Raw genomic sequence first — 14878 nt, 5'->3', positions numbered from 1 at the left:
TTAGCAATTGGAAATGTAAAACGCGCCACATTTAGTGGCGCTTTCGAAAATAATAAAAAGGTGGTTAGATCATGAAAAGTAAATTAATGGAGATGTTAGAATCTCGAAAGGATGAAATGATCAAAATTCGCAGACATCTCCACGAAAATCCTGAGCTTTCTTTTAAAGAAGAAAAAACAGCTCAATATATTATTGATTTTTATAAAGGTAAGGACGTAGAAGTTCAAACGAATGTAGGTAATGGACACGGAGTTATCGTAACCATAAAAGGCGGCAAACCTGGGAAAAATATTGGTTTGCGCGCTGATTTTGATGCACTCCCAATTGTCGAAGAAACCGATTTACCATTTAAATCAAAAAATGAAGGCGTTTTTCATGGGTGTGGGCATGATGGACATACAGCCTATTTGTTAATCTTAGCGGATTGCCTCATTAAATTAAAGGATGAAATTCCTGGTACTATCAAAATTATTCACCAACATGCAGAAGAAGTTCCGCCAGGCGGGGCAAAAAGTATTGTCGAATCTGGCATTCTTGACGACTTAGACAATATATTTGGCATCCATCTGCTGCCAATGGACAAAGCTGGAGTGGTTGGTTATCATGCTGGATTTTCCTTTAACGGCAGGGCTTATATGAAATTAAAAATTCAAGGGAGAGGCGGCCATGGTTCTTCACCACATTTAGCGAATGATGCCATTGTAGCTGGTGCTCATTTTGTTACAGCCGTTCAAACAATTATCAGCCGTCGCCTAAGCCCTTTTGATATTGGTGTCATTACGATTGGTTCATTTGATGGGAAAGGTACATTTAATGTCATTAAGGACAGCGTAGAGCTTGAAGGCGATATTCGTTATATGACGGTTGAAACAAAGGCAACCATTGAAAAAGAAATGAAACGTATAGTAAAAGGACTGGAAGAAGAATTTGGTGTAACATGTGATCTAACTTACGAAAATGATTATCCACCACTTTATAACAACCCAGAATTAACAGAGAAAGTTGCTCAATTCTTAAAGAGTGCAAATGATCAAGATATTACCAAAGTAGAAGAGTGGCCAGCTATGCCGCCATCCGAAGACTTTGCTTATTATGCTGAAAAATTCCCTTCATGCTTCTTCTATATCGGTTGTACACCTAAGGGCGTGGAAAAACCATATTTTAATCATAATCCTAAATTTGATATCGATGAAGATTCACTTCTCGTAGCAGCAAAAGCAGTAGCATATGTGGTTTGTGGTTATTATGAGTTAGATTAGGATATAGAATACGAAATTTAGGTGCCTGACACCTTTTCCCTTAATTTGGTGATTTTTTTATATTTCATTTCCGCTGTCGATTCATATAATGATTGAAATGTATATTCGAGGTGAGATGATGGATTTAAAAATCACTAGGACAAAAATGAACGAAGCTGAAACCCTATTAAATATTCAAAAAGAGGCCTTTCAATCCGATTTGAAGAAGTATAAGGATTATGATTCAAGTCCTGCTGCTGAACCATTAGATTTTTTTAAATATAAACTCGAACATTCTCTTCATTACACTATTTTTCTAAATGGGAAAATTTCAGGCGGTATCTGTTTAGTGAAAATAACGGATACCCATTATCGTTTGTTTCGCATTTTTCTTAGCCCGAATCTTCAAAATCGAGGATTAGGCAGCAAAGTCCTGACACACATAGAGAAGAAATTCCCACAAGTTAAGGAATGGAGTTTAGACACTCCTAAGGATAATGCTCGTACCCGCCATTTTTATGAAAAATTCGGCTATAAAAAGACGAAGGAATTTAAAGTAAATGATCGATTAACTCTAATAGAATACGAAAAAAAGATAAAATGATCTATTGCTTAATAGGAGAAATCCACCCGTTTCTTGGGTGGATTTCTTGAACATTTCGGAATTTTAATGTGAATTATTTAAGAATCTCCTTAAATTCTTTCCCTTTTTGCACGTAATGCTCGCTGGACATTTGCAGCATTTGTAAATCTTTATCGGATAGCTCACGGACTACTTTCCCTGGTGAGCCTAGTACAAGGGAGCGGGGCGGTATCTTAATCCCACCAGCAAGCAGCGTATTCGCACCAATAATGCATTCCTCTCCGACCTCTACATTATCTAATAGTGTGGAGCCCATGCCAATGATGGAATTCCTTCCGACCTTGCAGCCGTGCAATATAACATTATGTCCGATGGTCACATCATCCTCAATCACCACTGGAAAACCTTCATATAAATGAATGGTCGAATTATCTTGGATACTGCATCGTTCACCAATAATAATCGGGCCATCGTCAGCACGGAGGACTGCATTAAACCACACGGTTGAATCCTTGCCAATTTGGACATCACCAATTAAGTAAGCACCAGGTGCAAAAAAAACAGAATCATCAATCGTTGGGGACTTCCCATTATAAGGAATCTTCATTACCAATCCACTCCTTTTAATTATCAGAATAATTGTATTTTCAAATAATTATAGCATTCATCCGTCATTATTGTTGAAAGAAAAGAGAAACAATTAACAATTTTACAATATGAATAATAGTAGCAACGGTGTCAGGCACCAAATGAAAGCGCTTTATAATTAACAAAATAGTTAAAATAGTCAAAATACATTGACACGGTTTATTTTCGGTGGTACCCTTATCTAAAATTAGATATGAATCAATGACGAGAAGAGTAGGATATGTGCCTTGTCCCGCAGAGAGTCGACGGTTGGTGGAAGTCGATGACGGGTTTATCTGAAAATCATCTCTGAGATGTATAGCTGAACCGTAAAAGTAAGCTGTACCGGAATGTCCGCCGTTATTATGGAACACGTACTCAAAAATGGTGCGTCGATCGAGAGCCGCAGTTTCAATTTCACAATTGCGGAAGTAGGGTGGTATCGCGAGCTAACTCGTCCCTATTCCATTAGGGGCGGGTTTTTTGTTGTTTAAAAAACTAATTCATTTACCAGACAAAAACTATTTAGCTGCATTGTAGAAATACAGAGGAGGAATTTGAAATGAGTCAACAAGTCGAAAAGAGAATGTTTAATGTCGAGGATATCATCCTTGCCAGCCATAATATTAAGGATGAAATTTCCCCAACCCCGCTGCAGTACAATCACTTACTGTCAGAACGATATGACTGTCACGTATACTTAAAACGGGAGGATTTGCAAGCAGTCCGCTCCTTTAAAATCCGTGGGGCCTATAACCGGATCAAAAAGCTAAATGAGGAAGAACTACAGAATGGGATTATTTGTGCCAGTGCAGGTAACCATGCACAGGGAGTCGCTTACTCTTGTCATCTATTGAATATTAACGGCAAGATTTTTATGCCAACTACAACGCCAAAGCAAAAAGTGAAACAAGTGAAGTTTTGGGGCAAAGACAGCGTCGAAATTGTGTTAACTGGAGATACCTTTGATGATGCTTATGAAAAAGCCATGGAGTGCTGCCAGGCTGAAAATCGAACCTTTATTCATCCATTTGATGATTACGATGTCATTGCCGGTCAAGGAACTGTGGCAGTTGAATTGCTCAATGATTGTTCTGAAAAAATCGATTACCTTTTTGCCGCAATCGGCGGCGGCGGATTGCTTTCCGGAGTCGGGACTTACTTGAAACATTACTCACCAAACACAAAATTAATCGGGGTCGAGCCGCTAGGAGCACCTGGTATGAAGGAATCCATTTTAAAAGGCGAAGTAACCTCGCTAAAGAAAATTGATCCATTTGTTGACGGTGCGGCTGTAAAAACGGTCGGCTCAAACACATTTACGATTTGCAAGGAAATTGTCGATGATATCATTGTCGTGCCGGAAGGCAAGGTTTGTACCACTCTTTTATCCTTGTATAATGAAAATGCCATTGTCGTCGAGCCAACGGGTGCACTTTCTATTGCAGCTTTAGATACATATGCTGAAGAAATTAAAGGAAAAACAGTTGTTTGTATCGTGAGCGGCGGCAACAATGACATCGGTCGGATGCAAGAAATTAAAGAACGATCAAAGCTTTATGAAGGCCTGCAGCATTATTTTCTTGTTCAGTTCCCGCAGCGTCCCGGAGCATTACGTGAATTCCTTTTTGACGTTCTTGGACCCAATGATGATATCAGCCATTTTGAATATACGAAAAAAAATAATCGTGAGACAGGACCGGCATTGGTTGGGATCGAATTAAAAGATAAAGATGACTATCTTCCATTAATTGCTCGGATTAATGCAAAGGGTTTTATTTATCGGGAAGTAAATAATGATAGTACGTTGTTTCAGATGCTTGTGTAAGGTGAAAGGATCATCCATTTAATCATGGATTGATCCATTTTTTTTGAAAATCGAGCCATTTCTTATATTTTTTTGTTTTTTGGATACTTAACAAATGAAACATTTGATGTATAATATTATCTGTGTATTGAAAGCATCCTTTTTATAAGGTGTTGTTTGCCAGTTAATCATATTATTCATAAACGTCAAATTTGTTATGGTGAAAAAGTATGCTTTTTTTCTTATAATAATTTTGTGTTGATTCAATTCGGAAAGAGAGTGTTCATAATGGGACGTAAGTGGAACAATATTAAAGAAAAGAAAGCTTCAAAAGACGCTAATACAAGTCGTGTTTATGCGAAATTTGGAGTTGAAATTTATGTTGCAGCGAGACAGGGTGAACCAAATCCTGAATCAAATCAAGCGTTAAAATTTGTTCTAGAGCGTGCAAAAACATACAATGTACCAAGACACATAATTGACCGTGCGATTGAAAAAGCAAAGGGCGGTTCCGAGGAAAGCTATACCGAGCTTCGGTATGAGGGCTTCGGACCAAATGGTTCCATGGTTATCGTCGATGCACTGACAAATAACGTAAACCGTACCGCATCTGATGTGCGCGCAGCTTTTGGCAAAAATGGCGGGAATATGGGCGTTAGCGGTTCTGTCACCTATATGTTTGATGCTACAGCTGTTATTGGTGTCGAAGGAAAAACAGCTGATGATGTACTTGAACTATTAATGGAAGCAGATGTCGATGTCCGTGACATTATCGAAGAAGAGGATTCGGTGATTGTTTATGCAGAGCCAGATCAATTCCATGCCGTTCAAGAAGCATTTAAACAAGCTGGGATTACTGACTTTACCGTTGCTGAATTAACTATGCTAGCGCAAAATGAAATTACGCTTCCTGAAGATGGTTTAGCTAAATTTGAAAAAATGATCGATGTATTAGAAGATTTAGAAGATGTGCAACAGGTTTACCACAACGTGGATTTAGGTGAATAAGAAAAGCGTAAGGTGCCCGTTTATCGGCGTATGGACTAGAGCGCTTCGACTGAGATAAAGGAAACACGGAGAGCGTAAGCGCATCCGCGCTTGACTTATCGTAGGGAGAAGAGCGAAGTACACCAGCCGATGGCACCTGGAGCTAGACAATAAAAATAAGCAGGCCATTTTGGTCTGCCTATTTTTTTACAGCTGATAAAATAAATATCGTGGCGATGATGGAAAAGGATCCGATCCACTCAGCGGCACCAAAGGATACATGCAGCCAGGCAACGGCCAAAAAGGCTGCTGATAATGGCTCGACACAGGCAAGCAGACTTGCTTCAGATGCACTGATGTATTTCAAACTTTCCATATAACAAAAGAAGGCAATCAACGTGCCAAAAATAACAACAAACACCACGGCCAAGAAGGACGTCAGGCTCCAATCACCTTGAAACTTCCAGGGTGGATGGATGAAACCAAAGCCGATGCCGCCAATTGCCATTCCCCAACCAACTGTCATCAGTGATCCCCATCTTGATAGCAAACTGCCAGGATAGAGTGTATAAAATGCGAGCGCAAAAGCGGAAAGAATTCCCCAGAAAAATGCCGTACCTGAAATGGATAGCGAATGAACACTTCCTTTGGTTACAAGAAGAAAGGTTCCAAAAAGAGCGAGGACAATCGCCAGCACTTCTTGTTTTGCCGGTAATGACTTTGCTCGCAGGCATAAATAGCAGGCAATGATGATTGGTGCTAGGTACTGGAGGACGGTTGCCGTTGCCGCATTCCCATGCTCTATTGCGGCAAAATAGGTGTATTGTACGCCGAACATACCAATGATTCCAAAGATGATCAGGCGGACAACATCCTTTTTATTTTTCCATACGCTCCAAATATTTTGTTTTCCAACAGAATGTGAAAACAGTAATAAACCAATACCTGAAAAAATAAGCCTGGTCACCACAAGCCAGTTCGTGCTAAAACCTTGTTGATGAAACAAATATTGGGCAACTGTCCCGGAAACTCCCCAAAAAGTTGCTGCTATTAGAACTAAAATAATTCCCTTTGCCCTTGGATAGGGCAATACTGCACTTTGTGAATTCATGTTTTTACCTCCAAGTACAAAGCCATACAAACTTTAAATCTACAAATATAACAAAAATTATATCACTTTTCAGAAAGAAGGATTGATAAAAATTTCAAATTTTTACTCGTCGGCTTTTTCAAGTAGTAAATTTCTAGAGATAGAAACCGATATCCATTTGCTAGCACTTATATAACTTATTAATAGCTTAATGACTTATCTTAGATAGCGTGGTATAGCAATAAGCATTTAGTAATTTTATTAATTTGGGAGACGTATTTTCGCTTTAATTCTTTAACGTATGCTATTATTCAAGATAATACATATGGAAAGGATGAAAAAGGTGAGTTTAGAAAGTGTTAAAGCCCATTTCAAACAATGGAATCGTGAAATGGATGTAATGGAATTTGAAACATCTAGTGCTACTGTTGACGAAGCTGCGGAAACAATTGGTGTCATGCCTGCGCGTATTGCTAAGACTTTATCTTTCAGGGGTTCAGAAGACAATGCTATTCTGATTGTAGCTGCTGGTGATGCCAAGGTCGATAACAAAAAGTTTCGACAAAAATTTGGTTTCAAACCGCGAATGCTCTCACCCGATGAAGTTCTTGAACAAACTGGACATGCAATCGGAGGTGTTTGCCCATTTGGTTTGAAAAATGATCTTGAGGTTTTCCTTGATGTGTCCATCCAACGATTCGAGACCCTATTTCCGGCCTGTGGCAGCACGAACTCTGCCATTGAGTTATCAAAGGTTGAATTATTTCAATATTCTTCTGCGGTTGAGTGGGTTGATGTGTGCAAAGGATGGGAAGAGGAAGCCCTATTAAAAGTTAGCCAACAACTTAAAGTGTAACGAAAAAAGGATGTGAATCATAAAAGATTCTACATCCTTTTTATATTACATCGCCATTTCGCCGTTGTCATAATTTAATTGCCATTGAATTCCAAACTTATCGGTTACTTGACCATAACATTTGCTCCAGAAGGTTTCTTGTAGCTCCATTACAACTGTACCGCCTTCTTTTAACCTATCATAATAAGCGATAATTTTATCCTTATCCCGATTAACGATGGCAAGGGTGATATTGTTTCCTTGATCAAAAGGCATGCCTGGAAAGACATCAGAGAACATGACATTGCTTCCATCAATGTTTATACGTGCGTGCATCACCATATTCTTTGCTTCTTCAGGAAGCGGGTAATTAGGATCTTGCGGTGATTCACCAAATGTCATGATTTTCGGCTTTTCTGTTCCAAAAACTTGTGCGTAGAATTCAACTGCTTCGCGGCAATTTCCATTAAAATTCATGTAAACATCAAGAGACATGTACATTGCTCCTTCGCATTAATATGTAACCATTGGTGATTGTACCATTTTCCTTTCCACATTCCAATTAAAACCATATTAATAAATTGAGCACCATGAGAATACAATGGCATAAACGTTATTTTGAATTTTTCATTCATTAACATCATTGAAAGAAGGTAAAAGGTGATGAAATTCAAAATATATCGCTGTAATTGCCGGAAGGTTTGGTCGATCCAAAATAGAAAGTCGAAAGTCTCTGCTGATACATTACTAATTAATGGAAAGTGGGATACAGAATTAAAACCTGAAAGGAGATCGAATCCCAAAGGATTTGTTACAACCATTGGCCATAATCATTTCATTTTTAATCCAGCGAGAGAAATATTAGAGCAATATGATTTGGTTGCCAAACTGGTGTACGATAAAACAAATGTGGAATTTAATGTGAATAATGGAGAATACTTATATTTTGCTGAAGATGGAGCTTGTTATATGCTGAGAAAAATGATCAAATAATTGAACCCACGTTCCTTCAGGAGGCGTGGGTTTTTTCCCCTATCTCGGTGTGATTGGCTTAACAGAAATGGCCGGTGTATAATTTGTGACTACACAACCTTCCAGATGATTAGGCTGAAGCAATCCTAAATTTAGAGCTGCTTTTATTTTTCCATCATCCGGCTTTTTAACTACCTGTATGAGTTCATTCAACTGTAATTCTTCTAATCTCCTTATCGTTTCATCCTCATTGTATTTTTCCGTTTTGCGAATCTGCCTTTGCAGCTTGTAACCGCTGATGGTAATTTCCCCTTTATGATTGGATCCAACTAGATTATTAAAATAAGTTTGAAACATATCCTTTAATTGATTCATTTCCAGTTCCAATTCCTTTTTCTGTTTATTCAGTTCGTAATACCTGACTAACATCTCACCTGTAATAAAGGAATCATTGTTACTAAACAATATCCTCGCCTCCCTACGAACGTATATTCCATTTTATGATGAATAGCGGAAAATATAACCACTTGGACAGAAATAAAAAACAATTGCATTCTTCCCAATATAATGGCAAGCTTAAGTATGATTAAAAACTTCATTGGAAAGAACTTTATAGGTGATTACTATGATTGAAATAAAAACTTCAAAGCTAAGCGATGGGGAATTAAATAGAGGCGTATTTGCTACCGAAGATATTGCAAAAGGGAAGCTGATTCATGCGGCACCCGTAATTCCATATCCTAATGAGGAGCATGTTCATATTGAAAAAACCCTGCTTGCCGATTATGCATTTGAGTATGGGGTAAACCACACCGCATTTGTATTAGGATATGGTATGTTGTTTAACCATTCGTATGAACCCAATGCCACTTATGAAATAAATTTCCCAAATCACACGTTTGACTTCTATGCTTACAAGGATATAAAAGCGGGGGAAGAAATCCTTATCAATTATAATGGTGACGAGGATGACCAAGAGCCACTTTGGTTTCATAAAGATGGAGAAAAAGAATAAATAAAAAAGGATAGGTGAAAGCAGTAATTCTGCTTGATCTATCCTTTTTTTTATGAAAAAGTGATTCTTTTTTTTGACATAATTTAAAAAAGTACTTGCAAATAGTAATCGTTACGATTTATTATATATAGTGAATTACAGTAGGTAGGTAGACAGTTAAATTTTTTTTGAAATTTAAATCGTAATGATTTTGATTTAACTGCCATATGAATAAATGTAATTCCTATTTGCAAAAAACAAATAAGGAGAGAGGTAAAGTTGAGAAGAAAGAAGATTCATGAGGTTTTGGATACATTTCTTCGTTTGTCTACAGAATGAAAAGGCCATTTCACCCGGAGCGTTTATTGAATTGGTTAGAAAATTAGCCGGTAGAAGTGGTTCGTGCTAAGGGTTTTATATGGCTGGCATCACGGAACAATATCGCTTGCCTTATTTCGCAAGCAGGGCCATCGATTACCTTTCAGGGAGCCGGTGAATGGATTGCATCCTATCCAAAGGTAGAACAGAAGCAAATATTGAAAGAGGAACCAAAACTGCTGACGCGTTGGGATGATACATATGGAGACCGGATAACCGAACTCGTGTTGATCGGGATTGATATGAATCACGGAGATATTGAGCGTTCACTTGATCACTGTTTGCTAACAGATGAGGATTTATTACAGGATTGGTCTTTGTTCAATGATCCACTGCCAGTATTTACAGAAGCGGCCATAAATTAATTTCTGGAGGATGAAAAAATGAGAGTAAACATTACCTTATCTTGCACAGAAACAGGAGATCGAAATTATATCACAACCAAAAATAAGCGAACGAACCCTGAGCGACTTGAGTTGAAAAAGTATTGCCCTCGGTTAAAGAGACACACGTTACATAGAGAAACAAAGTAACGGGATTACTTAGAAGTTAAATTTTTTTATAAAATTTAAATCGTAAAGATTTCGTTTTAAATTGAACGATGGGGAGAGAGGAACTTGAAAAAAAATAAAATAACGAAAATAATAAAGACCGGCGTTGTAACCATAGCATGTTTATCGTTAATTTCAGCATGCAGCTCAAAAGAGACAGCAAATAAAAAAGAAAGCACGGCTGGTGATAAAAAGCTTCATATCGTAACCACTTTTTATCCAATGTATGAATTTACAAAAAGCATTGCGGGAGATCAAGCAACTGTGGATCTACTCATTCCTGCAAATTCAGAGCCCCATGGATGGGAACCTACACCCAAGGATATGGCGAACATTCAGAATGCAGATATTCTTGTTTATAATAGTCCATTTTTTGAGACTTGGGTACCATCGGTGGTGGATTCTCTAGGAAAAAATAAAAAGCCTTTATTTATTGAGGCCAGTGAGGGAATTGCTTTAATGGAAGGGACTACAGAAGAAGATCATGGGAACGCAACAGAACATGACCATAAGGATGAGAATGGTCATGACCACGTCATGGACCCTCATGTATGGCTCAGCCCAGCGCTAGCACAAAAAGAAGTCGAGACGATCACAGTAGCCCTTGTGAAAAAGGATCCAAAAAACAAAGAAGTTTATGAGAAAAATGGTCAAGAATACATCCAGCAGCTTAAAGAACTCGATCAAAGCTATCGTGACAGCCTGATAGATTATGTTGGAAAGGAAATTATTACCCAACACGCAGCATTTGGTTATTTGACAAAGGAATACGGCCTTAACCAGGTCCCAATTGCCGGGTTATCTCCAGAAGAGGAACCAAGTGCGGCGAGATTAGCAGAACTTAAAACATTTGCCCAAGAACATAATCTCCACACGATTTATTTTGAAGAATTGGCTTCTCCAAAAGTGGCAGAAACACTGGCAAGCGAAATCGGAGCAAAAACAAAAGTTCTTAATACACTTGAGGGTCTCAGCAAAGAAGATCAGGCAAAGGGATTGAATTATATTGAAGTCATGAAAAACAACTTAAAGTCCCTTGTGGAAACACTCTCGCAATAAAGGGAATTCATTTTAACGAAAAAGTGTGCGAACGAAAACGAGTCGATATACTTTTTCGTTTTCGTATTAGGTAGGACTTATAAAATAAAGGAAAGAGAGTTGTTAAAAATGATTCTTGCATCTGCTCGAAATATTGTGTTTGGCTATACTCATTTGCCAAGCTTAAACGGAGTTTCATTTGATATCGAAAATGGGGAGTTTGTTGGCATAACCGGACAAAACGGTGCATCCAAAACTACATTAATTAAGTTGTTGCTTGGATTGCTTAAACCTTGGGAAGGGACAGTATCAGTAAGCAGAACCAACATAAATGGAGAAAATCTTACAATTGGGTATGTCCCCCAGCAAATCGCCTCCTTTAATTCAGGCTTCCCCAGTACAGTATTGGAACTCGTTCGTTCAGGAAGATTTAAAAAAGGAAAGTGGTTCAAGCGTTTAAACCCTCAGGATGCACAATTAGTAGAGAATGCCTTAAAAATGGTAGACATGTGGGAGTTTCGCCACCATAAGATTGGCTCATTATCCGGAGGGCAAAAACAAAAAATTTGTATTGCCCGGACCTTAGCATCAGAACCAGATTTACTTGTGTTAGATGAACCAACGACAGGAATGGATGCAAGCAGCAGAAAGGCGTTCTACGAATTTTTGTCCCATCAAGTAAAAGAGCATGGAAGAACCGTGATTATAGTTACGCATAATCAGGATGAGGTAGATTCATATCTTACAAAAACACTTCAATTAGAAAGGGGGGAACATGGGGGATGGAAATGCTTAGTCTTGAATTCATGCAACGGGCTTTATGGGCTGGAGGAGTAATTGCGATCATTGCTCCCTTATTAGGAGTTTTCCTGATTCTAAGGCGGCAGGCATTAATGGCCGACACCCTTTCCCATATCTCACTCTCAGGAGTTGCCATTGGTTTTTTTATTCATATCGATATCACTTTTTCTAGTATTTTAATAGTCGTCATCGGTGCAATCGGGATTGAATATATGCGCCGGGCATACAGAACTTATTCAGAAGTCTCGATTGCTATCTTGATGGCTGCGGGACTGTCGTTTGCCTTATTTCTGATGAGTATCAGTAATGGCGGGAATACGACTTCTATCGATCAATACCTGTTTGGCTCCATCGTGACGATTAGTCCATTACAGGTAAAGGTATTAACAGTGGTTACCATTTGTATTCTTCTTTATTTTATTATGCTTAAAAGACCTTTGTATTTAATGACATTTGATGAAGACACCGCCTATACGAGTGGGGTTAATACCAATTTGCTTTCTCTCTCATTTAGTATAATCACCGGTCTGGCGATTTCGGTGATTATTCCAACCATTGGCGTATTACTGGTCTCTGCCCTCCTTGTCCTACCGGCGGCTTTCGCGATACGCATTGCTAAAGGATTTACATTGGTCATTCTCACGGCTGAAGGTACATCGATTGTAAGTATATATGCTGGCCTTGTTTCTTCCTACGAATTAGGAACGCCTCCAGGTGCTACCATTACGCTGATCTTAATCATAATCTTACTAGTGGGGTTACTGGTGCAGAAGCTGGTTCAGCATTACGCTAGGTTAGTAAAACGGAGGAGCAGAAAAATTATTCAGGTTTCGCAAAAAAGATCTTTTGACAATTAAGTAATCTAAAAGAGCTTAGAATCTAAGCTCTTTTAATTCAAATTAATCTATTCTCACCCCGGCATCATAAACGTATGGCTGTTTGGGAACAGAAATGATTTTATAATCCTGTATTTTTATAATGGGAATTTTAGATCCATCGTATTTAGTTTGATCAATCGTACCTGTTACTTGGATCCATTTATCTTTTGGTAAGCCCGACACATTCCCCTTTGCCATTATTCCGTATACGGAGGCATCTGCCACACAGCAAGTGATTCCATATCGAGCAACAACGATTTGATCCTGAAAGAAATTTTTTTCGCGATAGATAAATCCTTTAACAGTAATCGTTTTTCCTATCATTTTATCTAAATTATCTTGAATAATATTGATCATCGGGACGTAGGATGCATCTGTTACATTAACACTAGTTGACTGGATAAGTTTGTTTGTTAATGAGGAATATTCCGTTTGTGTTAATGGTTCAGGCATTTCCGAGGATGAAGGATCGGAAATAGGATTAGGTTGACTTGGTTCAGAAATGGATTGGTTCTTTTCTACATCTTTATTATTTTTTTCAGTTTGAGTGATAGAAATATTCTGTGAATCGGCGCCAAGTTTCAGGGTTCGATTTTTTGCCACAGAACTGCCAAGGACATGATCGGCAAAAAGTAGCCCTGTTATAATAGGAATAATAAAAATCGAATACAGGAACAGGCTCTTACCTATCGACTTAGGATAGGAATGTCCGCCCTCACACCCACACTCGTAGTAGGTATTGTCTTCAGAGGTACTACGAAAGATTAAAAGAACCCCTAATATTAGAAAAACAAACAAAGTAAAGTAAATAAAGCCGTTCATCTTCGGTGCGATAAACAGGGTAATATGATTTGTCAGGAGTAGTTTCAAAAGCAGCAGCATAAACCCAACAAGAATAACTCCTCTAATGAAATGGTGATAAGAATTTTTTTTGATATTTTTTCTGTTCATTACTACCGCCTCCTACCAAACGATTCCTTGAAAAATAGAGATTGAAATATAAACGACAATCGGGATGACAAACATAAGGAATAAGACAAATCTCTTTTTAAAATAAGCAAATAGCATTAACGTGTTTTTTATATCTAGCATTGGGCCAAATACGAGAAAAGCAAGCAGCGAACCTTTTGTAAAAGTAGAACTAAAGGATGAAGCAATAAAGGCATCAGCCGCGGAACAGACAGACAAAACATACGACAAGCCCATCATCACTGCCGGTGCGCCGGTTGTGCTTGTCCCTAGTGACAACAACACATTCCGATCGAAAAAGACTTGAAACAAACTTGCCAAGAACGCACCAATTAATAAAAATTTTCCCATATCAAAAAGTTCATCACTAGCATGATAAAATGTTGTCAACAGCTTATTTTTCTGTGGATGATGGTGATCGTGTTGATGAATGTGTTTCTCTACCCGTAAGATGTCAGCTTTCCGGAAAAAATGATAAACAATCAATCCAATGACAATCGTACAGATAAAACTAACAAACATTCTTGCATTTGCCATATAAGGCGTACTTTTAAACGCAAAATAAGTGGACGCATATACCACAGGGTTAATAATGGGAGCGCTTAGCATGAAAACAATCCCTACATGTGCAGGCATTCCTTTCTTCATTAATCTGCGAACAACTGGAATAATCGCACATTCACAAATAGGAAATAGGATGCCGATTAAGGCAGCTGGAATAACTGCCAAATATGCATTACGAGGCACGATCTTCTGAATCGTATTTTCAGATACAAAAGCCTGAATAATCGCTGAAACAAAGACACCCAACAAGATAAACGGAATCGCTTCTAATATAATGCTGAGGAAAATGGTATTCACATTGAAAAAAGAGCCAGGGATTTTACCGAATAAAGATAGCTTATTCACTAACTCTGCAAAAAGAAATAGGAAGACAAAGTGACAAAATAATAGCAAGATGAAACTATCTTTTATGAACTTGGTTACGTAATACACTATAATTATTCCCTCCTCAGCTCTATTAATTCCTAAAATAATAGTATGATGATCTAGTAGATTCATGACAACTAAATCCGTCAAACTGTATATAATTTGGGTACATAACTATACTATTAAAAGTAAATCGTAAT

The 14878-nt window shown here is 38.1% G+C and carries 17 protein-coding genes, 1 pseudogene and 1 other annotated feature; of the genes and pseudogenes, 12 read left to right on the top strand and 6 right to left on the bottom strand.

Features of this window, described 5'->3' with window-relative positions; genetic code table 11:
* Window positions 1-71: 71 nt before the first annotated feature.
* Window positions 72-1259 (top strand): amidohydrolase, encoded by a 1188-nt coding sequence (locus BABA_RS06840; protein ID WP_007084417.1) that lies wholly within the window; start codon window positions 72-74, stop codon window positions 1257-1259.
* Window positions 1260-1377: 118 nt separating this feature from the next.
* Window positions 1378-1842, top strand: a complete 465-nt coding sequence (locus tag BABA_RS06835) for a GNAT family N-acetyltransferase (RefSeq protein WP_007084416.1) — start codon at window positions 1378-1380, stop codon at window positions 1840-1842.
* A gap of 73 nt (window positions 1843-1915) precedes the next feature.
* Here BABA_RS06835 and BABA_RS06830 read toward each other — a convergent pair whose 3' ends face one another.
* Window positions 1916-2428, bottom strand: coding sequence for a gamma carbonic anhydrase family protein (locus tag BABA_RS06830; RefSeq protein WP_007084415.1), 513 nt, complete (start codon window positions 2426-2428; stop codon window positions 1916-1918).
* 233 nt (window positions 2429-2661) lie between these two features.
* Window positions 2662-2913: a binding site (T-box leader), on the top strand.
* Window positions 2914-3010: 97 nt separating this feature from the next.
* On the opposite strand from BABA_RS06830, the gene ilvA reads away from it, so the two are divergent.
* The gene (ilvA, locus tag BABA_RS06825; RefSeq protein ID WP_007084414.1) at window positions 3011-4276 is read left to right on the top strand and encodes a threonine ammonia-lyase IlvA; all 1266 of its coding nucleotides are present in this window, start codon (window positions 3011-3013) and stop codon (window positions 4274-4276) included.
* A 267-nt stretch (window positions 4277-4543) separates the two neighbouring features.
* Complete coding sequence (locus tag BABA_RS06820) at window positions 4544-5263, top strand: YebC/PmpR family DNA-binding transcriptional regulator (RefSeq protein ID WP_007084413.1); 720 nt, start codon at window positions 4544-4546, stop codon at window positions 5261-5263.
* Window positions 5264-5441: 178 nt separating this feature from the next.
* Here the strand turns inward: BABA_RS06820 and BABA_RS06815 are convergent, their stop codons facing one another.
* A complete protein-coding gene (locus tag BABA_RS06815; protein ID WP_007084412.1) occupies window positions 5442-6353 on the bottom strand; it encodes an EamA family transporter in 912 nt (303 codons plus the stop codon).
* 322 nt (window positions 6354-6675) lie between these two features.
* Between BABA_RS06815 and BABA_RS06810 the strand changes: the two genes are divergently transcribed.
* The gene (locus BABA_RS06810; RefSeq protein ID WP_040345523.1) at window positions 6676-7188 is read left to right on the top strand and encodes a YbaK/EbsC family protein; all 513 of its coding nucleotides are present in this window, start codon (window positions 6676-6678) and stop codon (window positions 7186-7188) included.
* A 45-nt stretch (window positions 7189-7233) separates the two neighbouring features.
* Here BABA_RS06810 and BABA_RS06805 read toward each other — a convergent pair whose 3' ends face one another.
* Window positions 7234-7662, bottom strand: a complete 429-nt coding sequence (locus BABA_RS06805) for a VOC family protein (protein WP_007084410.1) — start codon at window positions 7660-7662, stop codon at window positions 7234-7236.
* Between the two features lie 168 nt (window positions 7663-7830).
* On the opposite strand from BABA_RS06805, the gene BABA_RS06800 reads away from it, so the two are divergent.
* Complete coding sequence (locus tag BABA_RS06800; protein WP_007084409.1) at window positions 7831-8160, top strand: hypothetical protein; 330 nt, start codon at window positions 7831-7833, stop codon at window positions 8158-8160.
* 39 nt (window positions 8161-8199) lie between these two features.
* Here BABA_RS06800 and BABA_RS06795 read toward each other — a convergent pair whose 3' ends face one another.
* Complete coding sequence (locus BABA_RS06795; protein WP_007084408.1) at window positions 8200-8604, bottom strand: hypothetical protein; 405 nt, start codon at window positions 8602-8604, stop codon at window positions 8200-8202.
* 160 nt (window positions 8605-8764) lie between these two features.
* On the opposite strand from BABA_RS06795, the gene BABA_RS06790 reads away from it, so the two are divergent.
* From BABA_RS06790 to BABA_RS06770, 6 genes and pseudogenes are all read left to right on the top strand, one after another.
* Window positions 8765-9154 (top strand): SET domain-containing protein, encoded by a 390-nt coding sequence (locus tag BABA_RS06790; protein ID WP_007084407.1) that lies wholly within the window; start codon window positions 8765-8767, stop codon window positions 9152-9154.
* 293 nt (window positions 9155-9447) lie between these two features.
* Window positions 9448-9876: pseudogene (locus BABA_RS06785) on the top strand (CobW C-terminal domain-containing protein); the annotation flags it as partial.
* An 18-nt stretch (window positions 9877-9894) separates the two neighbouring features.
* Window positions 9895-10044, top strand: coding sequence for a 50S ribosomal protein L33 (gene rpmG / locus BABA_RS26385; protein ID WP_007084405.1), 150 nt, complete (start codon window positions 9895-9897; stop codon window positions 10042-10044).
* A gap of 84 nt (window positions 10045-10128) precedes the next feature.
* Window positions 10129-11121 carry a metal ABC transporter substrate-binding protein gene (locus tag BABA_RS06780; protein ID WP_007084404.1) on the top strand — a complete coding sequence of 331 codons (993 nt, stop codon included), beginning with the start codon at window positions 10129-10131 and terminating at the stop codon, window positions 11119-11121.
* A gap of 108 nt (window positions 11122-11229) precedes the next feature.
* Window positions 11230-11937, top strand: coding sequence for a metal ABC transporter ATP-binding protein (locus tag BABA_RS06775; RefSeq protein ID WP_007084403.1), 708 nt, complete (start codon window positions 11230-11232; stop codon window positions 11935-11937).
* Window positions 11883-12758, top strand: a complete 876-nt coding sequence (locus tag BABA_RS06770) for a metal ABC transporter permease (RefSeq protein ID WP_007084402.1) — start codon at window positions 11883-11885, stop codon at window positions 12756-12758. The genes BABA_RS06775 and BABA_RS06770 overlap by 55 nt, the downstream gene beginning before the upstream one ends.
* Before the next feature lie 42 nt (window positions 12759-12800).
* Here the strand turns inward: BABA_RS06770 and BABA_RS06765 are convergent, their stop codons facing one another.
* Window positions 12801-13730 (bottom strand): TIGR03943 family putative permease subunit, encoded by a 930-nt coding sequence (locus tag BABA_RS06765; RefSeq protein WP_007084401.1) that lies wholly within the window; start codon window positions 13728-13730, stop codon window positions 12801-12803.
* 12 nt (window positions 13731-13742) lie between these two features.
* A complete protein-coding gene (locus BABA_RS06760) occupies window positions 13743-14744 on the bottom strand; it encodes a permease (RefSeq protein ID WP_007084400.1) in 1002 nt (333 codons plus the stop codon).
* Window positions 14745-14878: the final 134 nt, after the last annotated feature.

The sequence above is a fragment of the Neobacillus bataviensis LMG 21833 genome (genome assembly GCF_000307875.1).
In the GTDB taxonomy this organism is placed as follows: Bacteria; Bacillota; Bacilli; order Bacillales; family Cytobacillaceae; genus Neobacillus; species Neobacillus bataviensis.
This window is presented reverse-complemented; position numbering and strand designations above follow the sequence as displayed.